General features: G+C 71.1%; 12 protein-coding genes. 8 read left to right on the forward strand and 4 right to left on the reverse strand.

Annotated elements, in window-relative coordinates:
- Positions 1-2: 2 nt before the first annotated feature.
- On the reverse strand, positions 3-3,149 hold the full coding sequence (gene ileS / locus LN042_RS17815; RefSeq protein WP_230052236.1) for an isoleucine--tRNA ligase: 3,147 nt from the start codon (positions 3,147-3,149) through the stop codon (positions 3-5).
- Between the two features lie 596 nt (positions 3,150-3,745).
- Between ileS and LN042_RS17820 the strand changes: the two genes are divergently transcribed.
- Genes LN042_RS17820 through LN042_RS17840 form a run of 5 tightly spaced genes read left to right on the forward strand, consistent with a single transcriptional unit; the run spans position 3,746 to position 6,957 of the window.
- Positions 3,746-4,252 (forward strand): TraR/DksA family transcriptional regulator, encoded by a 507-nt coding sequence (locus LN042_RS17820; RefSeq protein ID WP_308191823.1) that lies wholly within the window; start codon positions 3,746-3,748, stop codon positions 4,250-4,252.
- A gap of 56 nt (positions 4,253-4,308) precedes the next feature.
- The gene (gene lspA / locus LN042_RS17825) at positions 4,309-5,010 is read left to right on the forward strand and encodes a signal peptidase II (RefSeq protein WP_230052237.1); all 702 of its coding nucleotides are present in this window, start codon (positions 4,309-4,311) and stop codon (positions 5,008-5,010) included.
- A 28-nt stretch (positions 5,011-5,038) separates the two neighbouring features.
- Positions 5,039-5,977, forward strand: a complete 939-nt coding sequence (locus LN042_RS17830; protein WP_230052238.1) for an RluA family pseudouridine synthase — start codon at positions 5,039-5,041, stop codon at positions 5,975-5,977.
- Entirely contained in the window at positions 5,977-6,432 is a 456-nt protein-coding gene (locus LN042_RS17835; RefSeq protein ID WP_230052239.1) for a GNAT family N-acetyltransferase, read from the forward strand. Before LN042_RS17830 ends, LN042_RS17835 begins: the two co-directional genes overlap by 1 nt.
- 39 nt (positions 6,433-6,471) lie before the next feature.
- Positions 6,472-6,957: an LURP-one-related/scramblase family protein gene (locus LN042_RS17840; RefSeq protein ID WP_230052240.1), complete on the forward strand. Its 486-nt coding sequence runs from the start codon at positions 6,472-6,474 to the stop codon at positions 6,955-6,957.
- A 61-nt stretch (positions 6,958-7,018) separates the two neighbouring features.
- Here the strand turns inward: LN042_RS17840 and LN042_RS17845 are convergent, their stop codons facing one another.
- Positions 7,019-8,041 carry a mechanosensitive ion channel family protein gene (locus LN042_RS17845; protein WP_230052241.1) on the reverse strand — a complete coding sequence of 341 codons (1,023 nt, stop codon included), beginning with the start codon at positions 8,039-8,041 and terminating at the stop codon, positions 7,019-7,021.
- 109 nt (positions 8,042-8,150) lie between these two features.
- Between LN042_RS17845 and LN042_RS17850 the strand changes: the two genes are divergently transcribed.
- The 3 genes from LN042_RS17850 to LN042_RS17860 are packed head-to-tail and all read left to right on the forward strand — an operon-like array spanning position 8,151 to position 12,458.
- Entirely contained in the window at positions 8,151-10,892 is a 2,742-nt protein-coding gene (locus LN042_RS17850) for an alpha/beta fold hydrolase (RefSeq protein ID WP_230052242.1), read from the forward strand.
- 16 nt (positions 10,893-10,908) lie between these two features.
- Positions 10,909-11,769 carry an ABC transporter permease gene (locus tag LN042_RS17855; protein WP_230052243.1) on the forward strand — a complete coding sequence of 287 codons (861 nt, stop codon included), beginning with the start codon at positions 10,909-10,911 and terminating at the stop codon, positions 11,767-11,769.
- A 47-nt stretch (positions 11,770-11,816) separates the two neighbouring features.
- On the forward strand, positions 11,817-12,458 hold the full coding sequence (locus LN042_RS17860; protein WP_230052244.1) for a dienelactone hydrolase family protein: 642 nt from the start codon (positions 11,817-11,819) through the stop codon (positions 12,456-12,458).
- 7 nt (positions 12,459-12,465) lie between these two features.
- On the opposite strand, the gene LN042_RS17865 is transcribed toward LN042_RS17860, so the two are convergent.
- Positions 12,466-13,116: a hypothetical protein gene (locus LN042_RS17865; protein ID WP_230052245.1), complete on the reverse strand. Its 651-nt coding sequence runs from the start codon at positions 13,114-13,116 to the stop codon at positions 12,466-12,468.
- A 125-nt stretch (positions 13,117-13,241) separates the two neighbouring features.
- Positions 13,242-16,790, reverse strand: a complete 3,549-nt coding sequence (gene dnaE, locus LN042_RS17870) for a DNA polymerase III subunit alpha (RefSeq protein ID WP_230052246.1) — start codon at positions 16,788-16,790, stop codon at positions 13,242-13,244.
- Between the last annotated feature and the right edge of the window lie 183 nt (positions 16,791-16,973).

The following is a 16,973-nucleotide window of genomic DNA, read 5'->3' on the forward strand; positions in this document are numbered from 1 at the left end:
TGCTACGCCTTGCGCAGCTGGAAGGTCAGGCCCAGGCCCTCGTCCGTGAAGGTGTCCGACTCCCAGTCGGCGGTGCCGGCGGCGAAGTCCACGGCCAGCACCTCCTCGGCGACCAGCGGGCCGTGCTCGGTGACGGCGGCGACCGTCTCCTCGATCCCGGACTGCCAGCGCAGCACGATCCGGTCGGCGACGTCGAGGCCGGAGTTCTTGCGGGCCTCCTGGATCTGCCGGATCGCGTCACGGGCGATGCCGAGGCGCTTGAGCTCGGGAGTGATCGTCAGATCGAGGGCGACGGTGGCGCCGGACTCGTTGGCGACCGCCCAGCCCTCGCGCGGGGTCTCGGTGATGATCACCTCATCGGGCGAGAGGGTGATCGTGTCGTCGCCCAGCCGCACCGAGGTCTCGCCCGAGGCCCGCAGCTCGGCGGCCAGCACGGCGGCGTCCGCGGCGGCCACCGCCTTCGCCACCTCCTGCACGCCCTTGCCGAAACGCTTGCCCAGTGCCCGGAAGTTGGCCTTGGCGGTGGTGTCGACCAGCGAACCGCCGGCGCCCTCGTCCGAGGCGTCGGGGGCCAGCGACTCCAGCACCGAGACGTTGAGCTCCTCGGCGATCTGCGCCCGCAGGTCGGCCGGCAGCTCGTCCCAGCCCTGGGCGGCGACCAGCGCGCGGGAGAGCGGCTGACGGGTCTTCACTCCGGACTCGGCGCGGGTCGCCCGGCCGAGCTCGACCAGGCGGCGGACCAGGGCCATGTGACGCGAGAGGTCCGCGTCGATCAGCGACTCGTCCGCCTCCGGCCAGCTCGACAGGTGCACCGAGACCGGGGCGCCCGGGGTGACCGGCACCACCAGGTCCTGCCAGACCCGCTCGGTGATGAACGGGGTGAGCGGCGCCATCAGCCGGGTGACGGTCTCCAGCGCCTCGTGCAGGGTGGCCAGTGCGGCGGCGTCGCCCTGCCAGAACCGGCGGCGGCCGCGGCGGACGTACCAGTTCGACAGGTCGTCGACGAAACCGGAGAGCAGCTTGCCGGCCCGCTGGGTGTCGTAGGCCTCCAGCGCCGCGTCGACCTCCCTGACCAGCTGGTTCAGCTCGGAGAGCACCCAGCGGTCCAGCTGCGGACGGTCGGCCGGGGCGGGGTCGCCCGCGCCCGGCGCCCAACCGGCGGTCCGCGCGTACAGCGCCTGGAAGGCGACGGTGTTCCAGTAGGTGAGCAGCGTCTTGCGCACCACCTCCTGGATGGTGCCGTGGCCGACCCGGCGGGCCGCCCACGGCGAGCCGCCGGCCGCCATGAACCAGCGCACCGCGTCGGCACCGTGCTGGTCCATCAGCGGGATCGGCTGCAGGATGTTGCCCAGGTGCTTGGACATCTTGCGGCCGTCCTCGGCGAGGATGTGGCCCAGGCAGACCACGTTCTCGTACGACGACTTGTCGAACACCAGGGTGCCGACCGCCATCAGGGTGTAGAACCAGCCACGGGTCTGGTCGATCGCCTCGGAGATGAACTGAGCCGGGTAGCGGCTTTCGAACAGCTCCTTGTTCTGGTACGGGTAGCCGTACTGCGCGAACGGCATCGAGCCCGAGTCGTACCAGGCGTCGATCACCTCGGGCACCCGGACGGCGGTGCCGGAGCACTCGCGGCAGGCGAAGGTGACCTCGTCGATGAACGGGCGGTGCGGGTCGAGTCCGCCCTGGTCGGTGCCGGTCAGCTCGCTCAGCTCGGCGAGCGAGCCGACGCAGGTGAGGTGGCCCTCCTCGCAGCGCCAGATCGGCAGCGGGGTGCCCCAGTAGCGGTTGCGGGAGAGCGCCCAGTCGATGTTGTTGTTCAGCCAGTCGCCGAAGCGGCCGTGCTTGACCGTCTCCGGGTACCAGTTGGTCGCCTCGTTCTCACGGATCATCGCGTCCTTGACGGCGGTGGTCCGGATGTACCAGGACGGCTGCGCGTAGTAGAGCAGCGCGGTGTGGCAGCGCCAGCAGTGCGGGTAGCTGTGCTCGTAGGGGAGGTGGCGGAACAGCAGGTCACGGGCCTTCAGGTCGGCGACCAGCGCCTCGTCGGCCTTCTTGAAGAACTGCCCGCCGACCAGCGGTACCTCGGCGGCGAAGGTGCCGTCCGCCTCGACCGGGTTGACCACCGGCAGGCCGTACCTGCGGCAGGTCGCGAGGTCGTCGGCACCGAAGGCCGGGGCCTGGTGGACGATGCCGGTGCCGTCCTCGGTGGTGACGTAGTCGGCGTTGAGCACGTAGTGCGCGTCGTCGATGGCGACCAGGTCGAACGGCCGGCGGTAGGCCCAGCGCTCCATCTCGGCGCCGGTGAAGGACCGGCCGGTGGGCTCCCAGCCCTCGCCCAGCGCCTTGCCCACCAGCTGCTCGGCGACCACCAGCTGCTCGGTGCCGTCGGTGGCGACCACGTAGGTCACCTCCGGGTGCACGGCGGCGGCGGTGTTGGAGACCAGGGTCCACGGGGTGGTGGTCCACACCAGCAGCGAGGCCCGGTCGGCCAGCGGGCCGCTGGTCAGCGGGAACTTCACGAACACCGACGGGTCGACCACGGTCTCGTAGCCCTGGGCCAGCTCGTGGTCGGACAGGCCGGTGCCGCAGCGCGGGCACCAGGGGGCGACGCGGTGGTCCTGGACCAGCAGGCCCTTGTCGAAGATCTGCTTGAGCGACCACCAGACCGACTGGATGTAGGACGGGTCCATGGTCCGGTACGCCTCGTCGAGGTCGACCCAGTAGCCCATCCGCTCGGTGAGCTTGGTGAACTCGTCGGTGTGCCGGGTCACCGACTCGCGGCACTTGGCGTTGAACTCGGCGATGCCGTACCTCTCGATGTCCGGCTTGCCGGAGAAGCCGAGCTCCTTCTCCACCGCCAGCTCGACCGGCAGGCCGTGGCAGTCCCAGCCGGCCTTGCGGGCCACGTGGTAGCCCTTCATGGTCCGGTAGCGCGGGAAGACGTCCTTGAAGACGCGGGCCTCGATGTGGTGGGCACCGGGCATGCCGTTGGCGGTCGGGGGGCCCTCGTAGAAGACCCACTCGGGGCGGCCCTCGGACTGCTCCAGGCTGCGCTGGAAGACCTTCTGGTCGCGCCAGAAGCTGAGGATGCCGTGTTCGAGCGCGGGCAGGTCGACCTGGGCGGGGACGGGGTTGTAGCTGGTCACTGCGCCTCCGACGGATGCGTGGACGGGCATTCCGACGGAGGGACGAGACGACTCGCGTCCCGCGGTACCACCCTCCTTGGCCGCCGCGGTGCTGCCGACGGCCCACTCCTTGGGTCTTGCTGCCGGGTCTAGTAGGCCGAGGCGGCCGTTCTTCCGGCGGCTCCGGGGTGATCTTCCCGCCGTGCACGCCCCCGGGCTCGCACCATCCCCGGGTCGCTCCTGGCTGCGTACGTCGGTACTCGTCCCATCTGCGCCTTGCCGGCCCAGTCTATAGGGAGCGGGCAACCGAATTCGGCCAACCGGGCCCGCCCCCGTTGAGCAGGGCGGTTAACCGGTGACGTTCTGGGCACAACCTTGTCGCTGCCCCGGGGTCGAGCTACTCACCGCTGCCCGAGTGGGATCGCGAGGTAGTGCCGGTATGTCCCGTTGTGACCGGATTCGATCAGGATTATCGTTCCGGAACCGGAGGCCGACGGGAACCGTCGGCCGGAGTCATTCGTAGATGGGGTCGAGCCATGGCTGAGAAGGCAACGGGCGCGGGTACCGCTACCAGGCGGATCCGGAATGCCGTGGCAGGCGACCAAGGGGAGGGTTCCGTGACCACGACGACACGGCGGAAGACCAGCACCACCACCGGCCGGACGGCCGCCAGTCGCAACCACGTCCCCTCGGGCAGCGGTGCCCGGGCGGTCACCGGGTCGGTCGACCCGGCGGAGCTGCCGATCCGACCGGGCGAGGACCCGTGGACCGCGGCCGAGGTCGCTGAGGTGCACGGAGAGCTCAACGCCGACGTGCAGCGCCTCAAGGACGAGATCGAGGCCGCCGAGGCGGCGCTCACCGGCCTGATGCGCGACTCCAACGACGGCGCGGGCGACGACCAGGTGGACGCCGGCACCAAGAACATCAACCGGGAGAGCGAGCTTTCGCTGGCCAACAACGCCCGCGACATGCTCGACCAGAGCGAACGCGCGCTGGGCCGGCTGGAGGCCGGTGAGTTCGGCTCCTGCGAGTCCTGCGGCCAGCCGATCGGGAAGGCCCGGCTGCAGGCCTTCCCGCGCGCCACCCTCTGCGTCAGCTGCAAGTCCAAGCAGGAACGCCGCTGACACTCCTCACGCGGGGCATCGACCGGGGTCGGGCCGGCGGGCGGCTCGCGAGCCGTATGCTCGACCCCGTAACGTCGGCCCCTTCTTCGGCAGCGGAGCGGATCATCACTACCCCAGGTTCCCCCCAGACGCGGGACGAGGAGTCCCGGTTCGCCGGTGCCAGCCCCGTCACCGAGCCGGCCGAGCTGCGGGCGATGGTGCGCCGCCGCCGCCTCATCCTGCTCTTCTCGGTCGCGCTGCTCGCCTACCTGCTCGACCTGGGCAGCAAGCTGCTGGTCGTCGCCAAGCTGGAGGGGCACGCGCCGATCCAGGTGGCCGGCGACGTGGTCACCCTCCAGGTGATCCGCAACGCCGGCGCGGCCTTCGGCATGGGCCAGACCATGACGGTGGTCTTCACGGTGATCGCCGCCGCGGTGATCGTGGTGATCTGGCGGATCTCCCGCCGGCTCTACAGCCTGCCCTGGGCGATCGCGCTGGGCCTGCTGCTCGGCGGCGCGCTGGGCAACCTGACCGACCGGATCTTCCGGTCCCCGGCCGCCTTCCGCGGCCACGTGGTCGACTTCATCTCGGTGCAGCACTTCGCGGTCTTCAACCTGGCCGATTCGGCCATCGTCTGCGGCGGCATCCTGGTGGTGCTGCTGTCGTTCCGCGGCAGCAACCCCGACGGCAGCACCCACCGCACCGCCGCCCCGGCGTCCGAGCCGGCCGAGCCGTCCGAGGCCCCGGCCGAGCCCGCCGAGGACGAGCAGGCCGATTGAGAGTTGCCCTTACGGCATACTCGTACGGGTGAGTACCGCAGCGCAGATCCGCTCCCTCCCTGTTCCGGACGGCCTGGAGGGTGAGCGCCTCGACGCCGCCCTGGCCCGGATGTTCGGCTTCTCGCGGACCAAGGCCGCCGAACTGGCCGCCGACGGCAAGGTCCGGATCGACGGCTCGGCAGCCGGCAAGTCGGACCGGGTGGTGGCCGGCACCTGGCTGGAGGTCGAGATCCCGGCCCCCGCCGCCCCGGTGCAGATCGTCCCCGAGTTCGTCGAGGGCATGCGGATCGTCCACGACGACCAGGACATCGTGCTGGTCGACAAGCCGGTCGGGGTGGCCGCCCACCCGAGCCCCGGCTGGACCGGCCCGACCGTGATCGGCCACCTGGCCGCCGCCGGCTACCGGATCTCCACCTCCGGCGCCGCCGAGCGCCAGGGCATCGTGCACCGCCTCGACGTGGGCACCTCCGGCCTGATGGTGGTCGCCAAGTCCGAGCGCGCCTACAGCGACCTCAAGCGCCAGTTCCACGACCGGGTCACCGACAAGCGCTACCACACCCTCGTCCAGGGCCACCCCGACCCGCTGAGCGGCACCGTGGACGCCCCGATCGGCCGCCACCCGAGCTCCGACTGGAAGTGGGCGGTCACCCGGGACGGCAAGCCCTCGGTCACCCACTACGACCTGATCGAGGCCTACCGGGCCGCCTCGCTGCTCGCGGTCAAGCTGGAGACCGGCCGCACCCACCAGATCCGGGTGCACATGCAGGCGCTGCGCCACCCCTGCGTCGGCGACCTCACCTACGGCGCCGACCCGGTGCTGGCCAAGCGGCTGGGGATCACCCGGCAGTGGCTGCACGCGGTCTCGCTGGGCTTCGAGCACCCGGCCGACGGCGAGTGGGTGGAGTTCTCCAGCCCCTACCCGGCCGACCTGCAGCACGCCCTCGACGTGATCGCCGGGGAGAGCTGATGGCGGTGATCGGCACCGCCGACGACCAGACCGCGCTGGACGCCGTCTTCGCGGTGCGCCGCGCGGTCTTCGTCGAGGAGCAGGGCATCCCGCCGGAGCTGGAGTACGACGAGCTGGACGCCACCTCCACCCACCTGCTGGCCCGCGCCCTGGACGGCGCGCCGCTCGGCACCGCCCGGCTGATCAGCGGTGAGCACGCCCTCGCGCTCACCGGGATCGCCGACCGGGTGCTGCTCGGCCGGCTCGCCGTGCTGGCGGCGGCCCGCGGCACCGGCCTCGGCGCCGCGCTGGTCGGGGCCGTCGAGGAGGCCGGCCGGGCGCTCGGCGCCAAGGAGTGCGAGCTGCACGCCCAGGTCGTGGCGATGGGCTTCTACGAGCGGCTCGGCTATCGTGCCCAGGGCCCGGTCTACGACGACGCCGGGATACCGCACCGCACCATGGTGAAGACACTCTGAGTCGCTGGTGGTCCGTCCAGTCCGTCCCAAGGGGGAGCCGTGCGCTATCTGGTGCGCGACCGCATGTTCGCCTTCCACGAAGAGGCGTGGATAGAGACCGAGCACCGGGAGAAGGTGTTCAAGGTCGACCGGAAGCTGCTGCGGCTGCGCACCACCTTCGCGTTCGTCGACCCGTGGGGCCAGACCGCCGCCACCATCGTGCGCAAGGCGATGACCTGGCACCACACCATCCTGATCAAGCACGACGGGGAACGGCTGGGCAAGATCAGCCGGCGCCTCTTCCGGCTGTTCGGGGACCGCTTCGTGGTCAAGCTGCGGGACGGGCGGAAGCTGCGGATCAACGGCAACCTGTGGGACCGCGAGTTCGACATCCAGCACCGGGGCACCACGCTGGCGCACGTCTCGCGGCGCTGGTTCAGCCTGCGCGACACCTACGCGGTGGACGTGCTGGAGCCGGCGGACACCACCATGCTGCTGGTCCTCGCCGTCTGCGTGGACCACATACTGCACGAGCAGCGGGACTGAGACCGCCCGGTTGCCGGACCGTCAGGGGACGGCCGGTCAGCGGCCGTCGGCCGACAGGCCGTCAGTCGCCGGTCGGTCGGTCGCCGGTGCGCAGCCGGGGCAGCGCGTGCGGGTGGCGGTCGCGCAGGAAGGCGACCAGTTCCTCCCGCACCGTGCAGCGCAGCGCGAAGGCCTCGGCCGGGCCGGCGGCCGTCATGGTGGCCCGCAGCAGCACGGTGCTCGGCGTGGAGTCGAACACCACCAGCGCCGAGTCCCGGCCGTCCCAGTGCGGGCTGGTGGTCAGCACCTCGCGCAGCCGTTCCCGCAGTTCGGGCACCGGCACGGTGTGGTCCACGTGCAGCAGCACCGAGGCGAGCAGCGCCGGATCCCGCCTGGTCCAGTTCTCGAACGGCCGGGCGACGAAGTAGGAGACCGGAACCACCAGCCGCCGGTCGTCCCAGAGCCGCACCACCAGGTAGACCAGGGTGATCTCCTCCACGGTGCCCTGCTGCCCGTCCACCACGACCGTGTCGCCGATCCGCACGGTGTCGCCGAACGCGATCTGCAGCCCGGCGAAGAAGTTGCCCAGGGTGTTCTGCGCCGCGATGCCGGCGACGATGCCGATGATCCCGGCGGACGCCAGCAGGCTGGTGCCGACGGCGCGCATGGCGCCGAAGGTCAGCAGCATCACGGCGATCGTCACCACCGCGATCAGCGCGCTCAGCACCCGGCGCAGCATGCCCAGCTGGGTGCGGACCCGCTGCAGCCTGGCCGGGTCGCCGGCCACCACCTCGTAGCGGGCCAGCACGGCCGTCAGCGCCGCCGCGTCGATCCGCACCAGCAGCCAGCCGACCGAGGCGATCAGTGCCAGCAGCACCAGGTGCCCCAGGTCGCGGCCCGGATGGACCACCGACCCGGCGCCCAGCAGCAGCCCGGTCGCCACCACCAGTTGCAGCGGCACCCGGCAGCGCCGCAGCGGCGTCCAGAGCAGCTCATTCGGATGGCGGGCGCTGAGCCGCTGCAGACCCCGGTCCACCAGCCAGCCGACCACCAGGGTCACGGCGGCGATGGCGAGCAGCGAGACGAGCGGCCAGAGCACAGCCATACGATACGCGGCGATCCTGACAAAACATACAAATCGGACAGGCCGTCGTGCGTCAGCACCTGACCGCTCTTCAGCAGATCTTCAGTTTCCGCACATAGGATCGGTCTCCATGAGCCTGCGCGGACGTTTCAAGCCGACCCGCCGTCGGGTACTGGCGGCCGGACTCGCCCTGGTCGCGCTGGTCGGGCTCGGAACCGTCACCGCGGTGGCGAACGGCGCGGCGCCCGTGCACGAACAGGACCAGTTCCTCTCGATGCCCGAGGCACCCGGCAGCGGCGCCCAGGTGCGCATCGACACCTCCTTCTTCACCACCGGCAGCAGCCCGCGCCCCGCGATCCTGCTCGCCCACGGCTTCGGCGGCAGCAAGACGGACGAGGCCGGCGAGGCCCGCACCCTGGCCCGCTCCGGCTACGCGGTGCTCACCTGGTCGGCCCGCGGCTTCGGCAAGTCCACCGGGCAGATCGGGCTCGACGCGCAGGACGGCGAGGTGCAGGACGTCAAGCACCTGGTCGACTGGCTGGCCGGCCGCCCCGAGGTCCAGCTGGACGGCCCCGGCGACCCGCGGGTCGGCATCACCGGCGCCTCCTACGGCGGCGCGATCTCCCTCCTGGCGGCCGCCGCCGACCCGCGGATCGACGCCATCGCCCCCCAGATCACCTGGTGGGACCTGCCGCAGGCGCTCTTCCCGCAGGGCGTCCAGGGCAGCAACCCGGCCGACGGCGTCTTCAAGAAGCTCTGGGCCGGCATCTTCTTCACCGCCGGCTCCTCCGGCGACATCATCAGCTCCGGCAGCAACAAGCCGGTCAGCGTCCAGAGCGGTCCGGTCGGCTGCGGCCGGTTCACCGCCGAACTGTGCGCCATGTACAACCGGGTGGCCAGCAGCGGCCGCCCGGACCCGGCCGCCGTCGCCCTGCTGGAGAAGTCCAGCCCGTCCGCCCACGCGTCCGGCATCAAGGTGCCGACGCTGGTGGTCCAGGGCCAGGAGGACTCGCTCTTCCCGCTCGACCAGGGCGACGAGATGGCCAAGGCGATCGCCGCCAACGGCGCCCCGGTCTCGGTGGACTGGTTCGCCGGCGGCCACGACGGCGGCCTGGAGACCAGCGACCGGGTGACCGGCCGGGTGACCTCCTGGTTCGACCACTACCTCAAGCACCAGTCGACGAGTACCGGCCCGGCCTTCCGCGTCACCCGCACCGGGGGCGTCGACTCCACCGGCTTCCAGGCCGTGCTGCGCGGCGCCGACGGCACCAGCTACCCCGGCCTGAACGGCACCGCCCAGCGCACCGTCCAGCTGGCCGGCGCTCCGCAGACCATCGCCAACCCGCCCGGCGGCGCGCCCCCCGCGATCTCCACCGTGCCCGGGCTCGGCGCCCTCACCCAGGCCTCCCAGCTGGGCGTGAGCCTCTCCCTCGACTTCCCGGGGCAGTCCGCCTCCTTCGACTCCGCGCCGCTGGAAGGCTCCCTCCAGCTCACCGGCGCGCCCACGGTCAACGTCACCGTGCACGCCGACCGGCCCGACGCGGTGCTCTTCGCCAAGCTCTACGACCTCGCCCCGGACGGCAAGACCACGCTGCCCCAGCAACTCGCCGCCCCGCTGCGGGTCACCGGCGCCGACACCCCGGGCGGACGCACCGTCAGCATCCGGCTGCCGGCCGTCGACTACTCCTTCCCGGCCGGCCACCGACTGCGGCTCACCCTCTCCAGCACCGACCTGGCCTACGCCTCGCCCAGCGACCCGGCCACCTACCAGGTGGCGGCGACCGGCCCGATCACCCTGCCCACCGACGCCGCGCTGACCCCGGAGCCCACCGCACTGCCGACCCGCACCTGGGCACTGCCGCTGGTCGCGCTGGCCGCCGCCGGCGTGCTGCTGCTCACCGCCCGGCGCCGCCGCGCGCTGCCGCTGCCCGACCCGGCGCTGGCCGACGTGCCGCTGGAGATCACCGGGCTGAGCAAGCGCTACAAGGGCGCCCAGGACCGGTACGCGGTGCGGGACCTCTCGTTCACCGTGCAGCGCGGCCAGGTGCTCGGCCTGCTCGGACCCAACGGCGCCGGCAAGACCACCACGCTGCGCATGCTGATGGGCCTGATCCGCCCCGACGAGGGCGAGATCCGGGTGTTCGGCCACGCCGTGCGGCCCGGCAGCCCGGTGCTCTCCCGGGTCGGGGCGTTCGTCGAGGGCGCCGGCTTCCTGCCGCACCTGACCGGACGGGCCAACCTGGAGCTCTACTGGCGCAGCACCGGCCGCCCCGCCGCCGACGCCCACCTGGACGAGGCACTGGAGATCGCCGACCTGGGCGAGGCCCTGAACCGCGCGGTGCGCACCTACTCGCAGGGCATGCGCCAGCGCCTGGCCATCGCCCAGGCCATGCTGGGCCTGCCGGAACTGCTGATCCTCGATGAGCCGACCAACGGGCTCGACCCGCCGCAGATCCGCGAGATGCGCGAGGTGATGATCCGCTACGCGGCCGGCGGACGCACCGTCATCGTCTCCAGCCACCTGCTGGCCGAGGTCGAGCAGAGCTGCACCCACCTGGTGGTGATGGAGCGCGGCCGGCTGGTCACCGCCGGGGAGGTCGGCGAGATCGTCGGCGGTGGCGAGCTGCTGCTGGTCGGTACGCCGGCGAGCTACCCGCCGGAACGGCTGGCGGTCGCCGCCGCCAAGGTGGCGGCGCTGCCCGGCATCGCCGAGGCGCAGACGGTCGAGCACGGGCTGCTGGTCCGGCTGGACGGGATGACCGCCACCGAACTGATCGCCGAGCTGGTCCGGCTCGACGTGCCGGTGGAACGGGCCGGACCGCACCGCCGACTGGAGGACGCGTTCCTGTCACTGATCGGCGGCGGCGCATGAGGATCGGAGGACGGGCATGACCGTCGGCCTTGCCCAGAACGACCGGGCGCTCGGCTACCGCCCGCAGCGCACCCTGCCGCTGCGGGTGGAGGCGCTGCGCCAGCTGCGCCGCCGGCGCACCCTGGTGATCTTCGCGGTGCTGTTCGCCATGCCCTTCCTGGTGCTGGCCGCCCTGCAGCTCGGCGGCGCGCAGCGGAGCGCCGACCGGACCACCTTCATCGCGCTGGCCACCGCCTCCGGCCCCAACTTCGCGGCCACCATGCTCTTCATGGGCACCGGGTTCCTGCTGGTCATCCCGATGGCGCTGTTCTGCGGCGACACGGTGGCGGCCGAAGCCGGCTGGTCGTCGCTGCGCTACCTGCTGGCGGCGCCCGTGCCCCGGGCCCGGCTGCTGGCCCGCAAGCTGGCCGTCGGTCTGCTCTTCTCCACCGCGGCGATCGTGACGCTGCCGCTGGTCGGACTGGGGCTGGGCACCGCCGTCTACGGCTGGGGCGACCTGCGGCTGCCCACCAGCGGCGCGCTGCCGGCCGACCAGGCGCTGTCCCGGCTGGCGATCGCGGTGCTCTTCATCGTGCTCAGCGAACTGGTGGTGGGCGCCCTCGCCTTCTACCTCTCCACCGCCGTCGACAACCCGCTGGGCGCGGTCGGCGGCGCGGTCTTCATCGCCATCGTCACCGGCGTGCTGGACGCCATCACGGCGCTCGGCTCGCTGCGCGAGTGGCTGCCGGCGCACTGGCAGTACTCCTGGGCGGACGCGCTGCAGCCGCAACTGGAGGTGGGCGGCATGATCCAGGGTGTCTCGCTCTCGCTCTCCTACGCGCTGATCCTGCTGGCGCTGGCGTTCCGGGGCTTCGCGCGCAAGGACATCGTGTCCTGACCGCCGGGGCGCGAGGACATCGTTTCCCGACAGCCGGGTGAGGGAGGATGGGGCGGTACCCGTCCACCTCTCAGGAAGTACGCGCCACCGTGGCCCAGATCCTGCTCCTCCACTCCGTCTACGGCCTGCGCCCCGCGGTCCACGCCGCCGCCGACCGGCTGCGCGCCGCCGGGCACCAGGTCACGGTGCCCGACCTCTACGACGGCAAGGCCTTCGACTCCATCGACGAGGCCACGGCGCACCAAGAGGCGATCGGCACCGACGAGTTGCTGCGCCGGGCCGTCGGCGCCGCCGCCCCGCTGCTCACCCCGGTGCCGTCCGCCCCGGGCAAGGGCCTGGTCTACGCGGGCTTCTCGCTCGGCGGCGCACTGGCGCAGAACCTGGCGCTCGCCGATGAGAACGCGCTCGCCCTGCTGCTCCTGCACGGCACCTCCGACCTGCGCGAGGACGCCGCCACCGGGATCCCGGTGCAGCTGCACGTGGCCGAGCCCGACCCGTTCGAGACCGAGGACTGGCTGAACGCCTGGTACCTGCGGATGCGCCGGGCCGGCGCGGACGTCGAGGTGCACCGCTACCACGGCGCCGGCCACCTCTACACCGATCCGGACCTGCCCGACTACGACGAAGAGGCCGCCGAGCGGACCTGGGCGACGGCCCTGGCCTTCCTCGACGACCTCGACGCCGGCTGACCGCCGGTCAGCGGTTCGGCGGGTAGCCGTAGGGCGGCTGCCCCGGCGGCTGGGCGGGCGGCGGCGGGAAGCCGGGTGCCCCGCCCGGCGCCCCCGCCGGCGGCATGGGCATCGGCTGGGCGGGAATCGGCGCGTAGCCCGGGCCGTAGGCCGGCCGCGGACCGGACGACACGGTCACCATCACCACCAGGGCGAAGACCAGGGCCAGCAGCACCTGGACGATGCCGTCCAGGTTGAGCCAGAGGTTGGTCGCGGGACTGCCGAAGGCATGCCGGCCCTCGTCACTGGTCAGCTGGTCGATCACCACGATCGCCGAGCCGTACCCGTTGATCAGCAGCAGCACGGTGCCGGCCGGCCGGACCCAGCCCTTGCCGGAGAACGCGCCGATGATCAGCACCACCAGGGCGATCACCGTCGCCGTGTCACCCGGGAAGAAGCCGAACGGCACACCGTCCACGTAGTGGTGGTAGTCGTTCCAGATCGCCGTCTCCAGGTACCCGGCACCCTTGCGGTTCAGGTCGAAGATCAGCAGCGCCAGTTCCAGCACCAGGTTCAGGACCAGGACCACCGCGAGCCCCGGCAGCGCCGCCGCGCCGCCCGACCGGGGCGGCGCCGCCACCGGTGCGTACCCCTGGACCCCGGGTTGGCCGTAACTCATCTTTCCCCCTCCGGGCAGCACATCACTCACGGCGCCGGACGCCGCCGCCCGGTGAGACTAGCGCGCTTCCGGTGCGCCGGGAACGGCAGCCCGCACACCGGGAGCACAACGGTGACGCGCTCGTTTCAGGCGCTCCAGGCGGACGGCCCGAGCAGCGTCTTGACCTCACTGGCGAACGCCGTGTCGGGGTTCACCAGGAAGCCCAGCTCGTAGAGCACGTCCTTCTGCCGGCTGGTGGTCAGCAGCCGCACCGGCACATCGCCCGGGTGGGCCTGCAGCGTCGCCTTCAACTCCCGCACCACGTGGGCCGTGACCTTCGGGTACGGCACGGTGATCTGCACCGGCGGCTTGCCGCCGAACTCGGCCGAGGAGATGTCCAGCGTGGTGATCTCCTGGCCGAACACCGAGAGCGCGCCGTCGCGTTCGTTCAGCCGGCCGCGGACCGAGACCACGTTGTCCTCGACCATCTGATCGGCCATCAGGTTGTAGGTGGCCGGGAAGAACAGCACCTCGACCGAGCCGTCGCGGTCGGCGAGGGTGATGATCGCCCAGGCGTTGCCCGCCTTGTTGATCCGCCGGTCCACGTTGGTGATCAGCCCGGAGAGCCGCACCTCGCCCTCGGTGCGCCCGGAGCCCATCAGCTCGGCGATCGAGATGTCCCGGTTGCGGGCCAGGATGTGCTCGGCGCCGTCCAGCGGGTGGCTGGAGACGTACAGTCCGAGCATCTCCCGCTCCAGGCTGAGGAGTTGCTTGCGCGGCCACTCGCGGTCGGACAGCTCGAAGTCCAACCCGATCGCCGGGGTGTCGGCGCCGGTGTCCAGCGCGCCGAACAGGTCGTCCTGCCCGATCGCCTGCTGCTTCTTCACGCCGGTGACTGCGTCGATCGCGTTCTCGTGCACCGCGCAGAGCGACTGCCGGGTGTGGCCCAGCGAGTCGAAGGCGCCGGCCTTGATCAGCGAGTCGACGGTGCGCTTGTTGCAGGCGACCAGTTCGACCTTGTCCAGGAAGTCCGCGAAGGAGGTGTACTTGCCCTTCTCCTTGCGGGTCTTGATCAGCGACTCGATCACCGGCACACCGACGTTGCGGACGGCCTTGAGGCCGAACCGCACGTCGCTGCCGACGGCGGTGAAGTCGACCACCGACTCGTTGACGTCCGGCGAGAGGATCTTGATGCCCATCGCCCGGCACTCGGCCAGGTAGACGGCCATCTTGTCCTTGTCGTCCGCCACCGAGGTGAGCAGCGCGGCCATGTACTCGGCCGGGTAGTTCGCCTTCAGGTAGGCGGTCTGGTAGGAGACCAGGCCGTACGCGGCGGAGTGCGATTTGTTGAACGCGTACCCGGCGAACGGGACCAGCACGTCCCAGACCGCCTGGATCGCCTCGTCCGAGTAGCCGCGCTCCTTGCAGCCCGCGTGGAACGGCACGAACTCCTTCTCCAGGACCTCCTTCTTCTTCTTGCCCATCGCGCGGCGGAGCAGGTCTGCTTGGCCGAGGCTGTAGCCGGCCAGCACCTGCGCGGCACGCTGCACCTGCTCCTGGTACACGATCAGGCCGTAGGTGGGCCCGAGGACGTCCTTGAGCGGCTCCTCCAACTCCGGGTGGATCGGCACGATCTCCTGCTGCCCGTTCTTGCGGAGCGCGTAGTTGGTGTGCGAGTTCATGCCCATCGGGCCGGGCCGGTACAGCGCCGAGACGGCGGAGATGTCGGCGAACTCGGTGGGCTTCATCAGCCGCAGCAGGGCGCGCATCGGACCACCATCGAGCTGGAACACGCCCAGCGTGTCGCCGCGGGCCAGCATCTCGTAGGTGGTCGGGTCGTCGATCGGGATCTTCTCGATGTCGACCTCGACGCCGCGGTTGGCCTTGATGATCTGCAGGCAGTGATCGATGATGCCCAGGTTCCGCAGACCCAGGAAGTCCATCTTGATCAGGCCCATGGCTTCGCACGACGGGTAGTCGAAGCCGGTGATGATCACGCCGTCCTTGTCCCGCATGTGCAGCGGGATCAGGTCGAGCAGCGGGGTCGAGGAGAGGATGACGGCCGCGGCGTGCACACCGGTGCCGCGGATCAAGCCCTCGATGCCCATGCCGGTGTCGATGATCTTCTTGACGTCCGGCTCGTTGGCGTACATCTGCCGGATCTCGGTGCCCTCGTTGTAGCGAGGGTGCGACTCGTTGAAGAGGTCCGCCAGCGGCACGCCCTTGCCCATCACGTCCGGCGGCATCGCCTTGGTGATGCGGTCGCCCATCGAGAACGGGTAGCCCAGGATCCGGTTGGCGTCCTTGACGGCGGCCTTCGCCTTGATGGTGCCGAAGGTGTTCACCTGGGCGGTGTACTCGGCACCGTACTTCTCGGTGACGTAGCGCACCATCTGGTCGCGCTGGCGGTCGTCGAAGTCGATGTCGACGTCCGGGGGGTTGATGCGCTCGGGGTTGAGGAAGCGCTCGAAGAGGAGGTCGTGCTCCAGCGGGTCGAGCTGGGTGATGCCGGTCAGGTACGCCACCATCGAGCCTGCCGCCGAACCACGGCCGGGGCCGACCGGGATGCCGTTGTTGCGGCCGTACTCGCAGATGTCGGCCACCACGAGGAAGTAGGAGTCGAACCCCATCGGGGTGATGACGCCCATCTCCAGCTCGACCCGGTCCAGCACCTCCTGGCTCGGGTTGTCGCCGTAGCGCTTCTTCAGACCGATCTCGATCTTCTTGCGCAGGTAGGAGGCCTGGGTCTCGCCCTCCGGCACGTCGAACTGCGGCATCCGGTCGACGTAGTCGAAGACCTCCTTGTACGACTCCACCCGCTCGCCGATCGCGAGGGTGTTGTCGCAGGCCTCCGGGAGCTCGCTGAAGAGCTCGCGCATCTCCTCGGCGGTCTTGACGTAGTAGCCGCTGCCGTTGAACTTGAAGCGGTTCGGGTCGTCCTTGTTCTTGCCCACGCCGACGCAGAGCAGGCTGTCGTGCGCGTCCGCCTGGTCGGCGGTGACGTAGTGCGAGTCGTTGGTGGCGAGGAGGGGGATGTCCAGTTCCTTGGCCAGCCGCAGCAGGTCCAGGCGGACCTCGCGCTCGATGTCCAGGCCGTGGTCCATCAGCTCCAGGAAGTAGTTCTCCTTGCCGAAGATGTCCTGGTACGCGGCGGCTGCCTTGACCGCCTCGTCGTACTGGCCGAGGCGGAGGCGGGTCTGCACCTCGCCGGACGGGCAGCCGGTGGTGGCGATGATGCCCTCGGCGTGCTGCGAGATCAGGTCGCGGTCCATCCGGGGCTTCATGTAGTAGCCCTCGATCGACGCGAGGGAGGAGAGCCGGAACAGGTTCCGCAGCCCGGTCGCGTTCTGCGCCCACATGGTCATGTGGGTGTAGCGGCCACCACCCGAGACGTCCTTGCCGCCCTCACCGTCGCTGTTGGACGGGCGCTGGCCGCCGGGGGACCAGAAGACCGGCTTCTTCTCGAAACGCGAGTGGGGGGCGACGTACGCCTCGATGCCGATGATCGGCTTGACCGCGCTGTCCTTCGCCTTCTGGAAGAACTCGTACGCCCCGAACATGTTGCCGTGGTCACTCATCGCGATCGCCGGCATCCCCTGCCGCTCCGCTTCGGCGACCAGCTTGCCGTTCTTGGCCGCCCCGTCGAGCATCGAGTACTCGGTGTGGACATGCAGGTGAACGAAGCTGTCGGCCACGGGGGCAGGCTCCTCGGTGTCGGCTGCGGCTGGGAGGCTATCCACCCTAGCGCGCCGGGGAGCGTGATCGATTCCCGCCACGAGGGCGTCGTCACGGTGCGCGGGCCGGGGCGCGCCGCGGTCCGGATCCGCGACTGCTGCGGCAGGGAGCCACGCCTCGTACTTCCAGGTCCTCGGGGATAC

Source organism: Kitasatospora humi, from assembly GCF_020907985.1.
GTDB classification, from domain to species: Bacteria; Actinomycetota; Actinomycetes; order Streptomycetales; family Streptomycetaceae; genus Kitasatospora; species Kitasatospora humi.